At 66.4% G+C, this 21,992-nt stretch carries 20 protein-coding genes; 18 read left to right on the forward strand and 2 right to left on the reverse strand.

The features are described 5' to 3' along the window. Nucleotides 1–448: 448 nt before the first annotated feature. Nucleotides 449–1,309 (forward strand): SLOG family protein, encoded by an 861-nt coding sequence (locus tag ACIQIB_RS36540; RefSeq protein ID WP_400763360.1) that lies wholly within the window; start codon nucleotides 449–451, stop codon nucleotides 1,307–1,309. 95 nt (nucleotides 1,310–1,404) lie between these two features. Here ACIQIB_RS36540 and ACIQIB_RS36545 read toward each other — a convergent pair whose 3' ends face one another. Next, on the reverse strand, nucleotides 1,405–1,740 hold the full coding sequence (locus tag ACIQIB_RS36545) for an Lsr2 family protein (RefSeq protein ID WP_400763362.1): 336 nt from the start codon (nucleotides 1,738–1,740) through the stop codon (nucleotides 1,405–1,407). A 209-nt stretch (nucleotides 1,741–1,949) separates the two neighbouring features. On the opposite strand from ACIQIB_RS36545, the gene ACIQIB_RS36550 reads away from it, so the two are divergent. The 17 genes from ACIQIB_RS36550 (at nucleotide 1,950) to ACIQIB_RS36630 (ending at nucleotide 20,643) form a co-directional block, all read left to right on the forward strand. Then, nucleotides 1,950–3,803, forward strand: a complete 1,854-nt coding sequence (locus ACIQIB_RS36550) for a DHH family phosphoesterase (RefSeq protein WP_400763364.1) — start codon at nucleotides 1,950–1,952, stop codon at nucleotides 3,801–3,803. Nucleotides 3,804–3,823: 20 nt separating this feature from the next. Then, nucleotides 3,824–4,627, forward strand: a complete 804-nt coding sequence (locus tag ACIQIB_RS36555; protein ID WP_400763367.1) for a lysostaphin resistance A-like protein — start codon at nucleotides 3,824–3,826, stop codon at nucleotides 4,625–4,627. Between the two features lie 198 nt (nucleotides 4,628–4,825). Further along, nucleotides 4,826–5,239 carry a hypothetical protein gene (locus tag ACIQIB_RS36560; protein WP_400763369.1) on the forward strand — a complete coding sequence of 138 codons (414 nt, stop codon included), beginning with the start codon at nucleotides 4,826–4,828 and terminating at the stop codon, nucleotides 5,237–5,239. A gap of 1,367 nt (nucleotides 5,240–6,606) precedes the next feature. Further along, nucleotides 6,607–8,349, forward strand: coding sequence for a phage/plasmid primase, P4 family (locus ACIQIB_RS36565; protein ID WP_400763372.1), 1,743 nt, complete (start codon nucleotides 6,607–6,609; stop codon nucleotides 8,347–8,349). Between the two features lie 207 nt (nucleotides 8,350–8,556). After that, entirely contained in the window at nucleotides 8,557–11,730 is a 3,174-nt protein-coding gene (locus ACIQIB_RS36570; protein ID WP_400763375.1) for a hypothetical protein, read from the forward strand. Between the two features lie 355 nt (nucleotides 11,731–12,085). Continuing rightward, complete coding sequence (locus tag ACIQIB_RS36575) at nucleotides 12,086–12,412, forward strand: hypothetical protein (protein ID WP_400763377.1); 327 nt, start codon at nucleotides 12,086–12,088, stop codon at nucleotides 12,410–12,412. Next, a complete protein-coding gene (locus ACIQIB_RS36580) occupies nucleotides 12,409–12,723 on the forward strand; it encodes a VRR-NUC domain-containing protein (protein WP_400763380.1) in 315 nt (104 codons plus the stop codon). The genes ACIQIB_RS36575 and ACIQIB_RS36580 overlap by 4 nt, the downstream gene beginning before the upstream one ends. Before the next feature lie 228 nt (nucleotides 12,724–12,951). After that, nucleotides 12,952–13,848, forward strand: coding sequence for a hypothetical protein (locus ACIQIB_RS36585; protein ID WP_400763382.1), 897 nt, complete (start codon nucleotides 12,952–12,954; stop codon nucleotides 13,846–13,848). A gap of 219 nt (nucleotides 13,849–14,067) precedes the next feature. Next, nucleotides 14,068–14,211, forward strand: a complete 144-nt coding sequence (locus tag ACIQIB_RS36590; RefSeq protein ID WP_400763384.1) for a hypothetical protein — start codon at nucleotides 14,068–14,070, stop codon at nucleotides 14,209–14,211. Then, nucleotides 14,208–14,510 carry a hypothetical protein gene (locus tag ACIQIB_RS36595; RefSeq protein ID WP_400763387.1) on the forward strand — a complete coding sequence of 101 codons (303 nt, stop codon included), beginning with the start codon at nucleotides 14,208–14,210 and terminating at the stop codon, nucleotides 14,508–14,510. The genes ACIQIB_RS36590 and ACIQIB_RS36595 overlap by 4 nt, the downstream gene beginning before the upstream one ends. Before the next feature lie 2 nt (nucleotides 14,511–14,512). Further along, entirely contained in the window at nucleotides 14,513–14,941 is a 429-nt protein-coding gene (locus tag ACIQIB_RS36600; protein ID WP_400763389.1) for a hypothetical protein, read from the forward strand. A 122-nt stretch (nucleotides 14,942–15,063) separates the two neighbouring features. Beyond that, on the forward strand, nucleotides 15,064–15,942 hold the full coding sequence (locus ACIQIB_RS36605; protein WP_400763392.1) for a hypothetical protein: 879 nt from the start codon (nucleotides 15,064–15,066) through the stop codon (nucleotides 15,940–15,942). A gap of 933 nt (nucleotides 15,943–16,875) precedes the next feature. Then, nucleotides 16,876–18,696, forward strand: a complete 1,821-nt coding sequence (locus tag ACIQIB_RS36610) for a helicase-related protein (RefSeq protein ID WP_400763394.1) — start codon at nucleotides 16,876–16,878, stop codon at nucleotides 18,694–18,696. Between the two features lie 239 nt (nucleotides 18,697–18,935). Next, nucleotides 18,936–19,211, forward strand: coding sequence for a hypothetical protein (locus ACIQIB_RS36615; protein WP_400763396.1), 276 nt, complete (start codon nucleotides 18,936–18,938; stop codon nucleotides 19,209–19,211). A 60-nt stretch (nucleotides 19,212–19,271) separates the two neighbouring features. Continuing rightward, entirely contained in the window at nucleotides 19,272–20,132 is an 861-nt protein-coding gene (locus ACIQIB_RS36620) for a hypothetical protein (protein WP_400763399.1), read from the forward strand. Then, the gene (locus ACIQIB_RS36625) at nucleotides 20,129–20,341 is read left to right on the forward strand and encodes a hypothetical protein (RefSeq protein ID WP_400763400.1); all 213 of its coding nucleotides are present in this window, start codon (nucleotides 20,129–20,131) and stop codon (nucleotides 20,339–20,341) included. The genes ACIQIB_RS36620 and ACIQIB_RS36625 overlap by 4 nt, the downstream gene beginning before the upstream one ends. Continuing rightward, a complete protein-coding gene (locus ACIQIB_RS36630) occupies nucleotides 20,338–20,643 on the forward strand; it encodes a hypothetical protein (RefSeq protein ID WP_400763403.1) in 306 nt (101 codons plus the stop codon). Before ACIQIB_RS36625 ends, ACIQIB_RS36630 begins: the two co-directional genes overlap by 4 nt. A 359-nt stretch (nucleotides 20,644–21,002) precedes the next feature. Here the strand turns inward: ACIQIB_RS36630 and ACIQIB_RS36635 are convergent, their stop codons facing one another. Next, nucleotides 21,003–21,443 carry a hypothetical protein gene (locus tag ACIQIB_RS36635; RefSeq protein WP_400763404.1) on the reverse strand — a complete coding sequence of 147 codons (441 nt, stop codon included), beginning with the start codon at nucleotides 21,441–21,443 and terminating at the stop codon, nucleotides 21,003–21,005. Nucleotides 21,444–21,992: the final 549 nt, after the last annotated feature.

Here is a 21,992-nt window from a genome sequence, read left to right on the forward strand (position 1 = left end):
GTTGCGCTCGCGTCACACACCACGGTCTACCGGATCAGGACCCGCCGCGAAGGTGAATCACACAGATTGATCACGACCGAATACGCGCCCTAGTCGGCATAGCCGACGGGTTCCACCGTTCGCTTCGCTCACCGGTCCGTCGGTCGCCGGCGCTCCCTCCGGCTATGCCCAGCGCTGCGCTTGAGACAGGAGGCCCCACCACTGCCCCGCTCCTGTTGGCCATAGATGTGGACAACAGCAAAGGGTGCAGCAGTGGTGGATCGCCTGGTGCTGCACGTCCGGCTCAGGCGAGAAGTGACGACCCGTGCGGCGGCTCGCTATGCGATCCATCCGGGACCAGATCACGCCAGCAAGATCTTCCGGATCGTCAGCCAGCGGAGCTTGGCCCGGGAGCTGGGTCGACCACGAGATCACACGGACACACGGACCCCACCGGGGTCCGCACTCGATGGTCGCCATCCGTACCCGAGCCCACGAAGAGGCCCACCATGACGCAGTCCCAGCCGGCGAAGCCGAGGACATCGGCAACGTCGACTTCACCAACGACGAGGGCACCACGATCGTCACCGTGCACGTCTCCCGCAGCGATGACGGGATGTACACCGTCCACCTCATGCCGATGTGGAACGACGATCAAATCCGCGTCGAGCTCCACCGGGAGGAGGACCTGGCCGTCATCGAGCCCTGTACCAGCCGGCCGGTATGGACCAGCGACATGCAGGCCGCCACGCCTGCCCGGACATCATGGCCGCAGCTCTCGACTCCAGCTGCGGAGACCGCCGAGTCACAGGGAGAGGAGACTCGAATGATTGCTGAAATGATTCAAGAATCGTTCTCGCACGTCGTCCTCGTCACCGGTTCCCGCAGCTGGGACGACGAGAGGAGCATGCGTGAGACGTTCAACGACGCCTGGCGCGACTGGGGCCCCAAGAACGTCACCAGGCCGGTGCTCCTCTCGGGGCGCTGCCCCAAGGGTGCCGACGCCATAGCCGAGCTGCTGTGGCAGGACGCAGGCTTCGAAATCATCCCCTTCCCCGCCGACTGGTCGACCCGCGGGAGAACGGCTGGCTTCCAGCGCAACCAGGAGATGGTCGACGCCGCCCGAGCCTTTCGCGAGGCCGGGGCTCAGGTACTGTGCACGGCCTTTCTCGACCTCTGCCGGAAGCTCGGATGCCCGCAGCGAGGCCAGGAGCAGCTCATGCCGGATACGCCGGGGCACTTCTCGCACGGCACCATCCACTGCAGGTCTCGGGCGCAAGCCGCGGGGATCAAGACGACCAGCGTGATCCATCCGTCGCCGCCGTTCTGAGACACACGAAGGGCCCTGCAGTGTGCTGCAGGGCCCTTCAGGGGCGGACGGGGGATGGGAGGGGAGTCGGCCGGGAGGCGACACTAGGCTCGGCGCTACTTGCTCCGATCGATGTCGTGCGCCTCGTCATAGGCCTTCATGACCTTCTTTGGGATGCGTCCGCGCTCTGCGAATTCGTGACCCGCCTGCTTGGCCCACTCGCGGATCTTCTCGCGCTCCTCGGCAGTCGTCTCGGGTACGACTCGCTTCTTGGGTGCCGGCTTCCCGGCTTTCCGGCTGACCTTCAGGTACGACGCCAGCGCCTTCTCAAGGCCCTTCTGCTCCTCAGGGGTGAGGTCGACTTCGTACCAGGTGTCGCCCAGGCCGAAGGTCACGGTAGCCGCATCCGGCTTACCACTGAGATCTGACTCGACAACGCTTCGAATGGCCATATCAGCGACAGTAGCCGATACGCAAGGACCTTGGAAAGCCTGTCATGGCCATTCGAGATAAGTGTGTCATTCGAAGCCCGAATGAGACCCGAAAATGCTGCTAAATGAGCAGAAGTGATGGGTGGTGCTGTTAAAATCGCAGCATGGCCAGGGTTGTCGCATGCCCCGTTCGCCACCGACCAGCAAACCCGGATCGAGAGGTCCCCACCATGCCGATGCTCCACACCGTCGACGACCATTCGCTCACCGATGAGGACACCGATCTCTTCGAGCTGCTGTGCCGGCGCAGGGGGTGGTCGGATCAGTACCTGAAGGAGATCGAGTCCACCGAGCATGACGAGCTCCTGGACCTGGCCGAGATGGTCGAGGCCCTTCATGACGCCCGGATCGGGGGCAAGAAGGTCACCATCGCCCCCGACTTCGACATGGACGGCATCTCCTCCGGGGTCCTCGGCTATGCCGGCCTGTCCGAGCTCGGGTTCGATGTCGAGCTGCACCTGCCCGACTATCGCCGCGGCCACGAGCTCGCGCCCGAGGACATCGCCGAAATCCAGGCGAAGTGGCCCGCCACCCGGGTCCTGCTCACCTGTGACGGGGGAGTGAACTCCCACGGCGGCATCGCCGCCGCGCGTGCCCTGGGCTGGACGACGCTGGTGACCGATCACCATGAGGAACTCGCGCCGGGCTCGACCGCGGACATCACCGTCGATCCGTGCCGGATCGATGAGACCTACGCCCACACCGGGATCTGCGGTGCCCACGTGCTCTACCAGGTGATCGAGGCCTACACCCGCGTGCACCGGCCCGAGAAGCTCTGGGAGATCCACCTGCTGCGCCTGTTCGCCGGCCTGGGCACCGTCTCCGACGTCATGCCCGTGCTGTACGAGAACCGCCAGTTGGTGCGGGATGCGATCTCGATCGCCCGTCTGCTGCGCGTCGCCGCGCCGAAGACGATCCCCAATTCCTGGGGTGGGTTCGACGCTGACCCTGGTGTCATCGACGTCGAGCAGTCGATCCTGATGCAACTGCTGCGCACCGAGCCGCACCACCCCGTCTTCCTCCAGGCATTCGAGGGCTTCGCGATCGTACTCAAGGCCTTCGCGCAGGTCGGCAAGATCCGAGACATAGACGACCTCGACGAAGGCTTCTTCGGCTTCTACCTCGCCCCGGCGATGAACAGCCCCCGGCGCGCTGGGGCCTCGCTTGAGCCCTGCTTCGCGGTGTTCACGGCTGGTGGTGCTGCCGTCAAGCTCAAGGCCGCCCACCAGGTGATCGAGAGCAACGAACTGCGCAAGCGGCTGGTCATCGAACACATGGAAGAACTCACCTCCGGAGACCAGCCCTTGGCTCCGTGGGTGTACTTCTCGGACGCCTACCCAGGCATGTACGGGCTGCTGGCCAACCGCATGATGAAGACCAACGGCCACCCGGTCGTCGTCGTCAACCGACCCGTCGGTCCCGACGATTTCGTCAGCGGCTCCGGTCGCGCGCCGGGGTGGTTCGACATCATCACCAGCCTGGAATCGTACGACGGTCTCAGCGCCATCGGGCACCGGCAGGCCTGCGGCGTCCGCGTCGCGAAGGCCGAGAAGCTCGGCGACCTCGTCGCCGTGCTGCAGGAAGCCACCCAGGTCGCCCTCCTCGCCGTCAGCACCGACGGACCGAACGCTGATCTCGTGCTCGGCCCGGACGCCGACTGCGACGTCGGCCTCGAGGACCTGCAGCCGCTGTTCGAGCTGGCGCGCCGGACCGAAGGGCTCAAGCCCTTCGGGCACGGCTTCACCACGCCGGTCGTCGAGATCGCGATCGAGCCCCTGGGTCTGCGCGTGGACCGGATCGGATCCGAATCGCAGCACCTGCGCCTGGTCACCCGGTCCGGCCTGTCCTGCCTGTGGTGGAACGTCGCCGAGGAGAAGTTCGACATGCTCCGGGGCTTCGTGCAGCGCGCCAGCCGCACCGACCTCGGCACGCTGCGCTTCACTGCGACGCTGCAGCTGAACACCTTCCGAGGCGACACCCGCGTCCAGGCCGTCATCAACGAACAGATCAACACGGCTGCTTGAACCCCGTAGAGGAGGAGACCATGACGTCGCCACCGATCACTTCGCGTCTGCTCGACATCGGGTGGTGCGCCCTCGTGCCGTTCGCCGTCGTCGCGGTCTACCTCGGCCTCGGCACCTTCGCAGTCCTCCTCATCGGAGAGCCGATCGTCGCGACCTCCGTCCTGGGCATGCTCGTCGTCGTCCTGGTCGGCTCGGTGAGGATCCATCGGCCACGGTGGCTCGCGCATACGCCGGCCCCGCGGCCGGAGTCGGAGATCCCACGCTTCGGGTGGACCGTCCTCGGCTGCGCGGTCCTGGCCTTCCTCGCCGGTCAGTCGCTGGCCTTGTGGATCCACGTCACGGCCGGGTCCGCCGGCTTCGACGCGTCGAACCAGATCAGGCACGCGGCGGGTGCCCTGGCGACCCTGCTGCTCACCCTGGTTGCGGCTCCCGCGGGTGAGGAGGCCCTGTTCCGGGGACTGATCTACCCGTTGCTGCGCAAGCGGGTGTGCATCCTCGCCTCCACGCTGGTCTCCGCCGTGGTGTTCGGCCTGCTGCACGGCAACGCCGTGCAGTTCGCCGCGACCCTGCCACTGGCGGTGCTCCTGGCCCTGGTGTACGAGCGCACGCGCGCGCTGTGGCCCTGCGTGGTCCTGCATCTGGGCTTCAACCTCGCTGCCGCCCTTGTCCCGGCGCAGATGCTCGGCGTTCTGGCGAACCCCGTCTCCGCGGTGCTGCTGTGCCTTGCCTTCGCTGGTTGTGCCGTGGGGCTCTACCGGCGGGTCGCCGGCGGAACTGAGCGAGGCACAGTCGAGGGCGCGGAAGGCGAGTCCGCGATGCAGTGAGCGAGGTACCCAGCCTCTTCTGAGAAACGATGGCGCCCTCCGCGCGGGACCCGGCGGCCTTTCCGTCGCCGGTCCCTCGTACGGAGGGCGTGCTCGTGGTGACCGGGGTGATCCGGTCACCGGGGTGATCCGGTCACCGGGGGTATGTCTGAAAGTAGCTATTCAGGCATACTCGTCGGGAAAGGAGAGGATCTCACCATGGCTATCGTCAGCGCCTGCGCGTACGACTCACGAGGACAGCTCATCCGTCCCGACACGTTCGACATCAGCCGTGCGAAGATCCGCCTGGACCTCGGCACCGGCGAGAGAGCGACCTTCGACCGCGGGCACACGCACGTCTTCGTCGTCTCCGACATGGGAGTCACGGCCGAACAGGCCCATGAGCGCGTGAACACGAGACTGCGCCGGTTCTTCGATCGCGCCGAAGCTGAGCGCGGCTTCCGCAGGATCGCGACGAAGCGGCGCCAGAGCAAGAACCGGCTCAACCTCAACACCACGATCTCCTACGAGATCCTCTACGCCGTGGAAGCGGACGAGCGATCCCGTAGCCGCAGTCCCGAGTCCTCCAGTGCGGGACGCCGGCGAGGCTGGAGCACGGTCACCCCCGGGTGATTCGCTCCGCCCACGCCTCACCCTCATCGGCACATGCAGAGAGGCCGGAGAACTCCCTTCCCACGGGGATGCTCTCCGGCCTCTCTGTTTTCACGTTCCAGTGCAACATCGATCACCTGCCGCCAACGATAGCAGTGTCGCGGATTGCTCACAATGGGCGGCGAGTACGATTCAAATGCCATCCAGCATCGAGTAGAGCCTCGTGGTCGACGACTGGGACAAGCTTTTGACTCGTGCCCGGTGGGCGCACGCGGGGCCTTCTGTGAGGCTCGGCCAAGCCGTCCGAGGGTCGCATGGCTGCTTGGTGTGGAGGTCCACCTCGAACCTGGTCGCCGAGGAGGGCATCGCTGCCGGCTGTACCACGAGACGTGGTACAGCCCCAAGAACCGTGTCTGACCTGCGAAAACACCTGTACCGCGAGACTCTTTCCCACACCGGGTGTACCACGTGGAAGCGTCGGCGTGGTACGACGTTTCGCCTGGTCAGCCAGCATTGCTCACCCTCGTACCACGAGTACCACGTTTTTCTGGCCGTATCCATAGAGGGTGCGTTCGGAACCGGTCAGGCGCTCCAGCTCGCCACGCCACGCCACTCGACGTCTTCCCGCGCGTGTATCTAGTCTCTACTTCCTGGTACAAGTGGTACAGGGGGTATATATACGCCGTCTGACCAGGTGAAACGCCTGTACCACGTAGAGAATGCCACGTGGTACACCCTGCTCTTGAACACCTCCGGCTACCGCTCTGACCTGGAAAGACGGGTGTACCACGTCAGGTGGTACAAGCTCGGATACCTGGAGGGGGTATGAGGCTCCCGTGATTCCCTGGTGGACGCCCGGTTGATGCCCCGGGGGCAGCCGACTCGGCCGGTCGGAAGAACTCCTCCGAACCCCGACCGCAGGCCGGGCGGCTCACGCCGCCCGCGGGTGCATGGTCGAGCGCGAGAGCCAGCGCCTTCGCGTGCGTGCTCCGCGTAGCTGCCGACCTCTCGCATCCCGCCCGGGCTCGCGGCTCGTGCGGCTGTAGCGGTTGCGCACACCCTCTGCGGCTCCTGCCTGTTGTCCTTTCAGTCGCCAGTAGAGAGTCATTCGATGCACCACTCGACTTGCCTGCTGATTGATGTGTCAATCGTTGCGAAAGGCCGTCGGGATGGCATAGTGTCGAGATCGCGTTCCATTCGATTGCGAGTCAAGTCGGCTTCCCACGCATCGCCGGCAGGAGCTCGGTCACGATCGAGAAAGCAGCAACATGACACCTCCTGATGCCTCCACAGCTGTATCTGCCGCCGGTTCCAGGCCCGGACCCCGTACCAACCCCGTCGCTGACGTCCTGACCAGCGTCATGGGGTACTTCTCACAGCGCGACGACATGGCTCCGCCGAACGAGATCGTCACGTACGTCACCGCTGCCTACCTCGACCAGATCGCCCCGACCGATCCTCCGACGCCCCGCGTGCTGGAGAAGGAGCTGCTGGCGATCCTGGGCGGCGTCATCAAGTCCGAGAACGCCAAGGCGGCCACGGCCGCCGAGAGGCACCCCCTTCCGAAATATCTGACGCATTGGCAGGTCGCCCAGATCCTCGTGCGTCTGCACCATGTCATCCGCATCGCACCCAACGCCAAGAACACTGACCGTGAGTACGACCTGCTGGCGATGTATCAGCCCACGGGGGGCGCGCGTGGGACGTACACCACCAGTGAGGACGACATCCGCACCACGGCGCGCATGTACAACACCCAGCTGCGCCTGAAGGAGTTCGACGAGGTTCTGGCCGTCCTGCGCGAGGACAGCCCGCGCAGGCACCAGAGCACGAACCGCGACTTCATCGCCGCGCGCAACGGCATCGTCTTCTACGGCGCCGAGCCGGTGGACGTCACGATCTTTGGCAAGAACTTCCACTTCGAACCCAAGCAGGTCCACCCCTTCGACCCCGCCATCGTGCTGTTGACGAAGAACGACGTCGACTACGTGGACAACGCCCCGCAGCAGGTCATCGCGCACCCCGATGACGGAGACTGGGACGTCGTCACCTGGATCGAGGAACTCTTCGACCAGCCCGGTGACGAAGGCCTCGCTGACCTGATCTGGGAGATCATCGGCGCGATCATCCGGCCGCATGTGCGCTGGCGCAAGACCGCCTGGTTCTACTCGGCGGAGGGCAACAACGGTAAAGGCACGCTCTGCGCGCTCATGCGCAACCTTCTCGGAGGCGGCGCGCATGCCTCGATCCCACTCTCGGACTTCGGCAAGGACTTCGCGCTCGAACCGCTGGTGCGCGCCAACGCGATCATCGTCGACGAGAACGACGTCGGCACCTTCATCGACAAGGCAGCCAACCTCAAGGCGATCGTGACCGCCGACGTCATCATGATCAACCGCAAGCACCGGATACCGGTCGCCTTTCAGTTCTTCGGATTCATGATCCAGTGCCTGAACGAGTTCCCGGTCGCGAAGGACAAATCCGGTTCTTTCTACCGCCGCCAGCTCTTCGTACCCTTCACGAAGAGCTTCACTGGGGCAGAGAAGACGTACATCAGGGACGACTATCTACAGCGCCGCGAGGTTCTGGAGTACGTCTTCTGGTACGTGATCAACCGTGCCGGCGCGTCCTCCCCGGGGCACTACTACGAGTTCTCCGAACCGGTGGCGACCAAGGTGGTCCTGGCCGAGTACAAGGAGGCCAACGACCCCGTGCGCGACTTCTGGAGTGAGTTCCGCGATCGGCTGGCCTGGGACCTGGCACCGTTCACGTTCCTTTACGACCTGTACAAGGCCTGGTTCGCCGACGTCTCGCCGTCGGGTTCACCCGTGAGCAACAAGCGGTTCATCACCGACCTCGTGGCGATCGTCAAGCTGGATGTCCTGTGGCACTGCCCGGACAAGAACCGCAAGATCCGGCCCGGCCAGATGATGCACACCCCCGAGGTGCTCATCGCCGAGTACGAGCTCAAGAAGTGGATGCACCCGGGCTACACCGGCAGCGACCTGAAGAAGAAGTCGCAGCCGGCGCTGCAGGCCAACTACCGCGGACTGCTCCGGCAGACGGGTGTATCCTCCCCGACCGACGACGCCACTGAGGAACAGGAGCCACCTGATCACGGCAACTGCTGACAACGGGAGTGAACTGCGGATCACCAACCTCACCGTCCACTCGCAGATCACGGCAGACCCCAGGAGAAGACCCCGGCTCACAGGTGAGGCGTCCTGACGCAGGATGCCCCGCGCCGAGGCATTTCCCGCGACTCCATCCGAGACAGCGCCTGCCTCCTCCCCAGACACCGGCCGTGATGGCCGGACCGACGAAAGGAGATCCCCACCATGGCCACACAGCGAACACCCGTGACGGCCTCGAAGGCACGCTTCACCTTCTACGACATCGAGTCGCTGTCGAACGTCTTCACTCTGTGCGCCTACACCCCACAGCCCGACAGAGCCGTCGACGACCTGGAGATCTTCTTCCTCTCGGACCTCCAACACCTCTCCGACGCCGTGGACCCGCAGGCACTCTATGAGGCCGTGGTGCGCTCCAACCCGGGCCTGCCCGCGGTGAGCGTCCAGCTGTGGAACCTGCGCGGCGAACGGGGCAACCTCCGGCTCGCCAAGCTGATGGGCCTCTCGAACGCCGACCAGGTCAACGACCGCAGCGAGACCTCGTCCTATCCAGCCATCCTGCGCCCCGTCTGCGACACGGATCTCGAGTACGACCCGCTGAAGCACCCATTCCTGGCCGGGTACAACTCGCTGAACTACGACATGACCATGCTCGCGCTGTACCTGATGGAAGTTTTTCCGGCTCCGCACTCCGCTCGTCTGGTCCAGCCGACCACCGCGCGCGAAATGCGCGAGCACAACGACAAGCTGTTCAACGAGCACATCGAGTACATGCCCGGCTACCTCGGCTGGAACGGCCCGGCCGCCAAGATCCGCCGCGCCATGATGCACTCGGGCCGGCACCTGGACGTCGCCCGTCTCAACGAGCTGCAGACCAAGGTGAGCCTCAAGCGCCTGCTCGGGATGCTCGGCCGCCAGATCAAGGAGTCCGAAAAGCTCAGCCACGACACCTCGATCGCCGCGATCGAGGACCTCTACGAGCTGCTGGCCTACAACGTCTCCGACTGCCTGGGACTGGCCCAGCTCTTCCAGCACCCCGCCTACGCCAGCAACTTCGACCTCAAGGCCGGCCTGCTGGCGCAATACTCCGAGACCGTCTACGCCAAGAACGGCTCGGTGCGCCGGGACCGCCTGACCATCGACTCCTCCTCGGCGAAGTTCGTCGGCCGCATCCTCGCGCCGTACACCTCGCTGAACGACATCGAGACCGTGTCGTTCCTCTATCCGGCCAAGGAGGTCGCCGACGAGCGAGGCATCTCCCAGGTCAACGTGCTCGACGAGTGCGTGCGCTTCTTCGAGGAGAACGTGGCCCCCGACCCCGCCAAGGATCCGGCCGCGACGCCAGCACAGGCGAAGGCACACCACCAGTTCATCCAGGTCGTCAACTACTACCGCTCGATCGAGGGACAGAACCTCAACGACTCGGAGGAATACCGCGACCTGTTCGACCTCCCGGCCAAGTCCTTGCGCGAGCTGCCGAAGACGCCGAACAACGTGCCCTACTTCCACCGCGACGCTTCCCCCTCGTCGTGCTTCGCGACGTTCAGCACAGGCGGCATCCACGGCGCGGAAGCGGACATGAAGGTCTTCGACGCCGACTCCTTCGAGCACCGGGAGCAGACAGCCATGATCGGCCTCGCCAAGCTCCTCTATCCGGACGCCAAGGACTTCGTCGCCGAGGCCAAGCGCCAGCACAACCTGCTGACGCTGCCCGACGGCACGCCCGTCGACAAGCGGCTCGTGCTGCTGGGCTCGGACCCGAAGAAGGTGAAGTACCGCAAGCCGAAGAAGGACAACCCGGACCAGGCTGAACAGCTCGCGCGTGTGCAGGCCCACGTGCCGGACCCAGCGCAGCTGCTGGACACTCAGCGTCCGGACACCGAGGCGATGCACGTGCGCCTGGCCGACGGAACCGTGCTCGACGGCAAGGTTGTCCTGGCCGTCACCTCGGCGGTCAAGGCCATCTACCGCGATGAGCCGGCGAAGAGGGCGCCCGAGCTGTTCACCACGAAGACCGACGGGTCCACCAAGCTGCACCCGAAGTTCGCACGGACCTCGGCAGGTCTCGTCATCCACGAGGACTTCACGAGCTACTACCCGAACCTGCTGCGCAACATGAGGGCGTTCTACAACCCCGAGCTGGGCGAGGACCGCTACACGACGATCTTCTTCGAGAAGGAACGTCTGGGCTTCGAGATGAAGAAGCCAGGCATCTCCGCCGAGGAGAAGGCCCGGCTCACGACCTTGCGCAACGGCACGAAGCTGATTCTCAACTCGGCCTCTGGAGCCGCTGACGCCGCACACCGGACCCCCATCAGGATGAACAACCGCACCGTCTCGATGCGGATCATCGGCCAGCTGTTCAGCTGGCGGATCGGGCAGGCCCAGACGCTGGCCGGCGCGCGGATCATCTCGACGAACACCGACGGCCTCTACTCCGTCGTCGGCGGCGACAACGGCTTCGACGAGACCGCCAACAACCAGGTGCTCGCCGAGCAGCAGGCCGCCATCGGCATCGACATCGAACCGGAGCTGATGTTCCTCATCAGCAAGGACTCGAACAACCGGCTCGAGCTGGAGTCGCCCAGTGAGGACCGCAGCGTCGCCGACAGCCCGATCATCACCGCCTCCGGCGGGACACTGGCCTGCCACGCGGGTCCTACCCCGACGAAGTCGCTGGCCCACCCGGCCGTGATCGACTTCGCCCTGGCCCGCTACCTGCAGGCTGTCGCCAGCGGGGGAGAGGAGGCTCTTGGCGAGCCCTTCGATCCCCTGCTGGGCCGCAAGGTGATCGAGGAGGCGATCGACCCGGCCGATCCCGTGCGGACACTGCTGCTGTTCCAGAACGTCCTCGCCGCCTCGCGTGGATCGATCACCTACCCGTTCGCCGCCGACCCGGTCCGCGCCGGGTCCGACCGTGACGACAACGAGGACGTCGATGGGCAGCTGGTGAACCCGCGGGCCCTGCAGATGGTCAACCGGGTCTTCATCGTCCGTGACGGCACCGATGGTGCCGTGAGCCTGCACAACGCCGGCGCATGGAAGGTGAACCCGGCCAGCCGGAGCAAGCGGCGCGAGTCCGGTAGCGCCGGGGTGCGACGTGATCCGGTCGCGCTGGAGATCCTGCGCCACCACGGGTGGGCGAAGAACCGCAGTGAGGCCAGCACCTCCGACGGTCTCAGGCTGCTGCCCGATGACCAGGACGCCGTGATCCGCCGGATCAACGGCATTGATCCGTACTGGTCGGTGGTCGTCGTCAACGACGATCTCCGCGCGCTGCCGCCCGCCCGGGTCAAGCAGCTCATCGAGGCGCTCGATCTCGGCATCTACACCCGGATGCTCGACGAGACGTTCACCAAGAACTGGAAGAACGTCACCTGATTAGCAGCGCGCCGCCACCGGACCGCGGGTGCCGGACCGTGTTGTCGACGCGACGCTGCCTGGTGCCCGAGTTGAATTTGAGATAAAGGCGAGTCTGCCTTGCCCTGGCGAGAGAATCGAGAGACGTCATGGTCCAGACCACACTTCCCGTCGGCACCGTCGAGGGGGGCGACGAGTTGTGAGTGCCCCGGCCGAATCAGTCCAGCCCGGTCAGCGCTGGCGACGCAAAAGCGACGGGATCCTGACCGAAGTCATCTACGTAGATTCACCCTACCGATTCCGGCGCTCGGTCCATCACCAAGCACGGCGCCGGACGATCACCGAAATCGGCCCCTTTCTGAAGAAGTACGAGCTGGTGCCCGACGTCCCGCCGGCCGACGCCTCCGCCCAGGACGACGATGCCCAGGCCCAGCGGGAGAAGAACACGACCTGCGAGGGCATCCTGGTCCGTCGGGGCCAGATCTGGGAGAACCTCGACAATGGGCAGAGCAACCGCCACGTCGTCATCGAGTCCGTTGCTGACGGGGAGGCCCAGGTCCGGGATCACTACGGCACGAAGTGCTCCACCCTCAGCGTCTTCCGGATGCACACCCACCCCACAGGCCTCCGGCTCGTCTCACCAGGCGAGCTGAAGTACGGTGCGCCGAAGGCCCCTTCGGGCGAGAAGACTGACAGCCGATGACGTCCCCGCGCGAGCGGGACATCGAGGGCTACCTCCTCGCCCAATGCCGGGCACACGGCTTTCTATGCCTGAAGTTCGTCTCGCCGGCCCGCGGGGGAGTGCCCGACCGGATCGTCGTCGCCCCCCGCGACACCGTGTTCGTCGAGGTCAAACGCCCCGGCGGCAAGCTGCGGAAGCTGCAACAGCTCACGCACGCCAAGTTGCGCCGACACGGGGCCGAGGTCCACGTCATCGACGACAAGCCGGGCGTCGATGCGTTCATCGCCCACCTCCTCGAGTCCCCATCCGATCAGCAGGTGACAGCACCGTGATCCAGAGGTGGCTGGCCGGGCCAACCGTCGCAATGCGAGACCAGATTGATAGTCCGCTTGCGCCAGTCTGCGCATCCTCGAGTTCGACGCGACGCACGCCACCTTCGAGCTGGTCATCGGCCGGCATTACGCCCTGGCCCAGCCTGGTCGCCGCACCCGCACCCGCCTCGACCGGTTCCGCCCGACCAGCACCAGCTACCTGTACATCGCCACAGAGGAGATCTGACCGTGATCCGTGAAGAGCGCATCCCGCTTGCTGACCTGACGGAAGACCAGCTCGAAGCCCTCTACGTCCACATCGACTCCCTCGCGAACGCCCCGGTGCTGCGCACGTGCCTGGTGCCCGGGTGTCTGCGCCAATTCGACGCCACGGCGACGATGGCTGGCTCGCGCATGCGCGCCGAGTGGTCGGGGGAAGGCTGGTGCACGCTCGGCATGGGCAGCATCTTCCCCACGGGCGGCCACATCTGCCCCGACCACAAGGACCTCGTCACCAGCCACTGGCCGCGCCGTCTCGAACTGCCTTCCGGCCGTTGGTCCGTGGCTTGCCCGTGCGGCTGGTCGCCCGTCCCGCAGCGCTGGCACCGTCTTCTCGCCGCCCTGTGGGAGCAGCACCTCCTCACCGAAACCGGTGCGCTGCCGCCCGCCCCGCCCGTCACCGACCCCGAACACCGACTCCCTCTGGCTGAGTGCACCGAGGAGTCCCTTGCAGAGCTGTACGACCGGCTCTGGGACGCCGAAGCCGAAGTGCCTGAGCTCCGCAGCCTGGCCCGGGCGTACGCCGTGGGTTACAGCCTCACGGTGCCCGCCCTCCTCGGAGTGAAGATCGCCCTCGAAAACCTCCGCACGCGTATCGCCCTTGACCCCCGCGACTGGGCCGCCGACAAGCTGGACGCCTTCCTCTGGGCAGTCCTCGTCGGCTGGAACTGCGAGAACACCGACCCCGACCACGTTCACAACGACATCGACTGTGCCGGCGACCAGACCCTGTGGACCATCGCCGACCAGCACAACATCCCCACCGACCAGACCATGCGGGCCAGCCAGCACCGGTGGTGGATCGCCAACGCCATCAAGGCCGCCCAGCAGATCGAGGGTGAACACATCGTCACAAAGGATCAGTGAACGCCGCCGCGCGCTCGTTAGATCGTCTCTTTCGTATCTTGCCGGGCGTCGCGGGTCAGCAAGATCTGCAAGCGACGGCCCAACTGCCCTCGCTCACACCTTCGAGTGCAGGGCATTATCGAGTCAGCCCAGATCGGGCCAGCGGGTCAGGCAACCCCAAGCCGCGGAAGTTCAGACGTGGTGTCTTGACTGTAAGTCATAAGTTACTACCTTGAGTGCATGCCCACCTATCGCATGCTCCTGAACGTCTATACCGAGGCAACCAGCCCGAGCGAGGCCGCAGCCGAGTTCCTTGACGGAACCGAGGACGCTGCCGTCTCATTCGACATCGTCGAAACCGTCGAGGCTGAAGACACCCCGTGAACAAGCCCCGCCTCCTTCCGACTGGCTTCTGCTGGTGCGGGTGTGAAAAGGAGATCGGTCTCGGGAAGTTCTTCGCCCAAGGCCACGACAAGATCGCCGAAGCGGCGTACATGGCCGTCCACCATGAAGGGTCCGTCGCCCGCCTTCTCGCTGACACGGACTTCGCCCCCGGCGGCCGCGAGACCATCCGGGAAGCTGCCCTCAACCGGGGCGGCTGGGAACTGTGCCCCCAAGGGTGCGGATACGCCGGAGCCCAGACCAGCATCAACAATCATCTGAAGCGGTACCACAGGAGCTGAGCATGGCCAGGCTCGAGTACGGCATCGCGTCCACGTCCCATCCCGACGGCGTCGAGCCACTGGGCAGGCTGAGTCGCGCGGCCGCTGAAGCGGTTCTCGCAGACAGCCGTGCCGTATGGCTGGACGTCTATCTCGTGCAGCGCACCGGCAGAAACTGGGCGCCCACCGCCACGATCGAAAGAGAGAGGACTATGAGCGGCACCGGTGCTACTGAGCTTGAATGCGCGATGTCGGGTCTGGTGGGGGCAGCCGTCCATGATCAACCCGGCCTGGGCGAGTGCTCCGTCGATCAGGTGCGGGCGGTACTGGATCTTTTTGAGCCGTCGTTTGACGGCCTTGGCCAGGTGGTCGATGTTGGCCAGTGGGCGAGGATCGAGTCGTTGCTGCCGGACCGGACGCCTCTGCGGAGTGGGCGGCGGGGTCACAGGTAGGTGACCAGAGCGATCGCGTTCACGTAAGGAAGAAGTCGATGCCCCAGCTCAGAACAGCCCCACACGGCGCGATACCGCTCGTGGGCCCGAGCATGCCGACACTCGTCCCCTACCTCCCGCCCATGATCCGGGAAATGGAACGCTGCTTGTGCGGCCAATCCGGTCTCACCTGCGAGGAGTCGATGTGCAGGTCCTGCCGCGAAGACGCTGTCGCCGTTCACGGCCAGCGTCTCGAACGGCTCCTCAGCACGATCCGCTACGAGCACCGTGGCGTCACCCTGACCTGGACCGAGGTCAGCAGCCACGCCTCCGCCTTCACTCCCCGGGTCAGTTTCCTGGTGCCGGATGTGGACGACCCTCAGGGCCCGCCGCACCTGTTCCGCGGCTTTGCCTACTGGGAGGACGACCAGCTCATCGCCGCCTGCGCCAGAGGAGCCAGTGACGATGAGATCTTGTCCCTCGCCCTGGCCATGGCTCACTATGCCCTCGCCACGCTAGCCATCCACGAAGTTGATGAGTGGTACACCTATCGCTCGGTCCAGGTGTACCCTCCGCACCGGCGCGACCAGCACCTGCCGCATGAGGAAGATCGGGGGCCCGACGGGAACGGGGCGGTCGTTCTGTGGCTCACCTACACCGGTCCGGCCCACGCCGAGGCCGGTCAGGTCCCGGATGTCCCGGTGATTCCGGCGCGCGTCCCCGTGCACAGGGAGGACGTGGCGATCATGCCTGGCCAATCCTTGCGCATGGGAGCCACAGCAATCCAGATCACCTCGCCGGCGAGCGCGGTCACCACGAGCAACCAGTGGACGGCTCTCCGTGGCGGTGAGGATGTCCTCGCGGCAGCGCTACGCGACATCCACCACGCCATGGTGCTGTCAGAACTCTGCGTGGTAGCACGCCACCTCACCCTGGCGGGCCACCCGGCCTTTGCCGCGAGGCCTGGTTCAGCAGAGGGCGACCGCCTAACCTGGTACGCCTATCTCACGTACGACGGGTGAGCGGCACGCCGTATGCCCCTGGTCTCCCGGCCGGATCGGGGACGGTGGTGTGACGCCAGCGCCGCAGACGGACTCCTTCGATCCCGAACGCCCGCATGATCCGGCAACCCACTTGTGGTTGACCGCCTCGCCGCTCGTCTCGCAGAGCCGGCGGTGATCCTCAGGGCTCTGTGGGTGCCGTCCGGGTCCTGGTGCACCGCCCGTATCCGGGCTGACGGGCGGCCCGGTCCGAGGCCGTCCGGCGCCAGTAGTGGAAGCTCGAGCGGCTGACTCCGAGGATGCTGCACGGCCGCATCGCGCCGTAGCGGCTCTGATGGTCGGCGACGCACTGGTAGCGGTTCCCCGGTGAGATACTTCGCGGCCTTCCGCAGGATCTCGCGCTTCTCCTCCCGCTCGCGGACCTTCTTCCGCAGAGCCGCGTTCGCCGCTTCCAGCGGGCCGACGGCCGGGCCGGCTCCTGTGTCCGGCGTCCCCAGGGACGGCTGGCGCCGGCAGCCCTCACCCGGCTCTGCAGCGTTTCCGGACTGATCCCGAGATCGGCGGCGGCCGACCTGATCGTCGCTTTGGGCCGCGACCCGTGCAGTGCGACCGCGTCCGCCTTGAACGCCGGCGGACAGTTCTTCATGACCACGAGATGTCCGTTCTCAGATGCTCACTATCCAGCGTCTCGTGTGTTCAGCAGCTGTGGCTGAAGCCCGGCTGCCACCTACCCCCGTAGCCAGCGCTTTTGCACTGGACTCCAGGCGGGCTGCAGATGGTCTGCCATCGGTCACCACCGAGGTGCTGCCCGAGGTCGTGAACATTCAGCGCGGGCACTGCCTCCCGAGCCGCCTCCGAAGCTGCTCCACGACGCGAACAAGCCTAACCACCATTGGAAGAACAGTCAGGACAAGCAGCATGAATACGTCTACCGCGGCATCCCCGATATCGCTGATGCCGCATCAGCAGCGGATGCACGACTTCCTCGTTGACCACCCCTTCGCCGGTGCGTGGCTCGACATCGGGGCCGGCAAATGCCTCACGACCCTCGCCGTCCTGCAGACGATTCGACCGATGGGGCACATCCTCGTCGTGGCGCCCGTGGCGATCGCCCGCTCCACCTGGATCGACGAGATCGAGAAGTGGGGCTTCCCCATTCGGACGAAGTCGCTCATCGTCGACGAGAACGACAGGAAGCTCTCCAAGGCCAAGCGCCTGAAGCGCTTCCGGGAGGTCGCCACCGATCCGCCGACGATGTACTTCATCAATCAGGAGCTGCTGACTCAGCCGTCCCAGGAGACGAAGCTGCTCACGTCAGTGCCGGGAGCAGTGCCTGCCCCGGCCATCTCACCGGAGGCCACCGCGATCCTGGGTCTGCTCCAGGCACAGGGGCCACTGGGCCGAGACGAGCTGATTGACGCGTACCGTGCTCTGGTCGCCGGCAACGGCAACGACCGGGGTCCTGCCAAGGCCAAGATCCGCGACTGGATTCAGGAGTTGCTCAAGTCGGCTCTGGTGACGTGGGAAGCCTATGGCTGCCGAAGCTGTTCCGGCGCAGGCTGCGCTCAGTGCCGCTTCGGTCTCGTCGACCAGCTGCCGGTCCAGAACATCGGTGGCCAGGACACCATCATCTGGCCCTTCCAGACGGTCATCATCGACGAGTCACAGGGCTTCAAGTCGCACGACTCGCAGCGCTTCCAGGCCCTGGCGACGGTGCGGCCGGCCATGACCCGGCTCATCGAGCTGACGGGAACGCCGAGCCCCTACGGTCTCCATGACTTGTGGAGCCAGGTCTACCTGCTTGACCAGGGCCGGACGCTGGGCCAGAACATCACCGCGTTCCGCGACCGCTGGTTCACGCCGAAGATGGTGCCCGGCACCACGACCCCGGCGAAGTGGATCCCCACGGCGAACGCCGAGGCCGAGATCCATCAGGCCATCTCGCACCTGGTGATGAGCGCGCAGAACACGAGCCTGCAGCTCCCGGCGCTCAGCATCCAGGACGTCAATGTCACGCTCCCACCGGATCTGCTCCGGGCCTACAAGGACTTCAAGCGCGACCTGGTCCTGGACATCGTGCAGACCTACACCGGCGACGACGGGAAGCTGACGCAGAGCGTCGAATCGATCGTTGCCACGAACCAGGCGGTGCTGACGAGCAAGCTGATGCAGTTCGCCTCGGGCACGCTCTACACCGGGGATCCTGACGATCCGACCACGAAGGGGCAGTACGAGGTCATCCACGACAAGAAGATCGAGATGACTGAGTACCTGGTGCGGAACAGCGGCGGCGAGCCCGTGCTCATCGCTTATCACTTCAAGTCCGACAAGGAGCAGCTGCTCACGCGGCTCCGGAAGGCCGGCATCGACGCGCGGGCCTTCGACGGCTCGCGCGACATGGTCCGCCGGTGGAACGCCAAGCAGATCCCAGTAATGCTGCTCCACCCCGCCGCGGCCGGGCACGGCCTCAACCTGCAGCACGGCGGCTCGACGATGATCTGGTACACGCTGCCGTTCTCACTCGAGCACTACCTGCAGACCAACGGCCGGCTCTTCCGCACGGGCCAGACGAAGCCGGTGACCATCCACCGGCTTATCGCGAAGGGCACGCAGGACGAGCGGATGCCCTCGGTGCTCGCGGGCAAGCAGCAGGTCCAGGACGACCTCATCAAAGCCGTTTCCGGAGACTTCAACGCCGAGCAGGCGCTTCTCGCCGCCCTGGAGGAAGAGATTCGCGAGGACCTCAACGACCTCTGGGCTGCCGAGAGGGTCTAACCCACACCCACCCGACGACGGACGGCCCGGTTGTGATCCCACAGCCGGGCCGTCGCTGTGGCGATCGCTCACCAAGCATGCGTGATCAAGAAGAAGACTTCCTGATGAAGACGATCACTGCCCCGACGCCTCGATCCGCGACGGACTACGGGTGGCACTCGCCAGCAGCGGCTGGACCAGCCCCCAGCCCCGTCCCCTGCTCGGCCACGGGGCGGGCCCAACGCCAGGAGCTGAACACCATGACCGACCTGAACCACCTCGGTACCAACGAGACCCACACGCTCCGGATCATCTCCCAGGCGCTCGCCGAAATCGACAACTTGCGCGACACCAGCTCCCTCCGCGAGGTGCTGCTGGACCTCAGCTACACCCTCGCCAACCTCGCCGGACCCATCGGTGCCCTCACCGATGCCTGGGTTGAACAGGGCGGTCAAGCGCCTGACGGTGACCTGCCGGACGCGGACGTCCTCGTCGTCGTGGCCGCAGACCTGCGGCAGATGGCCGACAACACCTGACTTTCGTCCCTCGTGGGCCGCCCCGTCGCCCGGGCGGCCCCCACACCCCGGAGGCCCACCATGGACCGCATCTACATGAACCGCATCGACGGCCAGCGCCGCATCCACGTCGAGATCCACGACAACGAGATATCCGACCTCATCGACGACTTCAAGACCGACCCTGAATCCTTCGCCGCCACCCACGCCTTCCTGGGCATCCTGCGCACCGCCGAGGAGACGCTCAGCCCCGCCGTCGCCGAGGGGCGCCACGACCGAGCCGCCCGTCAGGCCACCGCTCAGGCCGCCGGTGGGCCGGACCCGACCACCGCCGACGACCCGGTCCCGCTCCGCTGGGGTGACGGCGACGTCCTCCACGGCGACGACGACACCACCATCGTCTGCCTCTCCGGGCCCAACCGTCAGCCGTACTGGCTGGAGCTGGAACCCGAGCGGGTCCAGGCACTCCGCGACGACCTCACGCCGCCCGCCGCCGAACCCCACGTCCACCCCGCTGCCGAGGTGGATCAACTGCGGAAGCGCGTCGAGGAGGCCGAGCAGGATGCCGAAGAGGCGGTCACCGCAGCAGCGCACCTCACCAGGCTCATCGGCAAGCGCTCCGAGAAAGCCGAGCGGAGCGCCAAGAAGCAGCGCAGCCGGGCCAAGATCGCCGAGACCGAACTCCACGTTCTCCGCAGTGGCCTCCGCGCGAGCGGCGCCGACCCCACCCAGATTCAGAACCTGTGGGCGCAGATCCGCCTCCGCAACCGCCAGTGGCGCGAGGAGAAGCAGCGTGCCGAGCGGGCTGGGGCCGCCCTCAACGCCGTGCGCGCCCTCGCCGACGAAACCGACGCCCTCGGGTACGGCGCCAGCGGACCCCTCACCGTCACCGCCGTCCGCGCCGCCCTCGACGCCCACACCAACCCCGGAGACACCACGTGACCTGCCGCGTCCCCGTCATCATCGACCGCCTCACCGGCGACCTCGCCATCGTCACCTCCCCCACCGAGCGCTACCGAGCAGCCGACATCGCGGTCACCCTCCACACGAGCCTCGCCCAGGTCCCCGGCTCCCAGCTCACCGCGACTCGCACGGTCGGCTCTACGACTGGACCCCCGACACCCACACCAACCCCGGAGCACACCCGATGACTACTCCCGCCGACGAACTCCGGGCTGCCGCCCAGACGCTCCGCCAGCACACAGACGCCGCCGAGGCCGACATCGACACCAAGCCCGCCTGGCGATCCGCCCTCACCGACCGGCCCAACTGGTACGCCAACGGCGTCCGCAACGGCCTCGGCGGACCCTCCGGAGAACTCGCCGCCCTCATGAGTCCCAAGACCTGCCGCGCCCTCGCCGAACTCCTTGACGACCAGGCCGACGGCGACGACGAAGGCGTCATCAACCCCTGGGCCCTCTCGCTGGCCCGCGCCCTGAACGGAGACCGATGACCACGGCCGAACCCTTCCTGGACCGGCCATACCCGACACCATCACCGGCGATATCTGACGAGGGTGTACGACCACACCGACTGCATGGTCGGACTCGCCGCCACGCTGGAGACCTACACCGATGAACAGCGCGAGCGCGCCGAGAAGGCCGAGGCCGAGCTCGCGGAGAACGTCGCCGTCCTCCAGGCCCTCCGCGTCAACGCGACACCGTCGAGGCTGAGCGGGACGACGCCAAGACCACACTCGCCGAGGTACGCGAGCTCGCCGAACGCTGGTGGTACACCGGAGACCGCGAGCACGGACCGCTGCGGGAACTCCGCGACCTCCTCGACCGGAACCAGACCCAGGAGACTTCCCGGTCAGGCCGCCAGGCCTAGGGTGGCGGCGGGGTTCTGGGCCCAGCTGAGCTGCTTGTTGCGGTAGGCGTCGAAGGCGGCGCTGCGGGGCGAGTGGCGGGAGTGGACGGCCACGACCTCGGGAGGGTTGCCGGCATCGAGCAGGGCCTGGATGCAGCCGCGGCGCATCGAGTGGCCGGTGATACGGCGCACGGCGGCGCAGGTGGCCCGCTTGGCCGTGCGCCACGCCTTGATGACCGCGTTGGCTTCCTCAGCGGTCTCCGCCGCCGCGGCCGCCTCGAACGCCTCCGCCTTGGCGCGGGCCTCGGCGGCGAGCTCGGCGGGAGTGGGCATAGGGGTGAGCTCGGCGGCCTTGGCGGCGGCCTTGATGATGGTGGTGACCGTGTCGGCAGTGATGCCGCCGCGGCGGAGCGGGTCCTTGGTGTGCCGGCCGGTGGCCCGCACACCGATGTTGCCGTGCCGGTCGACGCGGCGCAGGAAGGGGCCCGGGGCGAGCTGCCCGTCTGAAGAGGACCGGCCGGCCGGCGTCGGGCACGGGCCGCGGCGTCATCGGCTGCTCACCAGCCGCTCGGCGTGGAACGCGGTGAACGCCCGCTCCGGCCGCATCGTCCCTGTCATCCGCTCCCACTGTGCTTCCGGGCCTCCGTGGCCAAGCCGTTGCGTTCGCCGGATACCTGCTGAGGCGGGTTGTCGAGGATCGTTCCCAGTCTGATTCGGGCTAAGGGGAGGGTATCCGGAATCAGGATCACGGCGAAGGCAAGTGCCGTCCTGACCATCCCCCGCTTGCCCTAAGGGTGTTGACCCCGGGGTCTGGGTCGGCAAGGCCGACCCGGGTGCGGGACTGAATCCGGAACAGGCCGGGGGCTCGTGCATCGGCTTGTTCCCTCCCAACCGCTGCCGCGGAGTCTCGTCAGGGACATTCACCATGTTCCGGTGGTGTCCCTGACGAGACGCCCTGCTGCCACCGGCCGGACGTGACAGCGCCGCTGATCG

Source organism: Kitasatospora sp. NPDC092286, assembly GCF_044755565.1.
Classification (GTDB): domain Bacteria; phylum Actinomycetota; class Actinomycetes; order Streptomycetales; family Streptomycetaceae; genus Kitasatospora.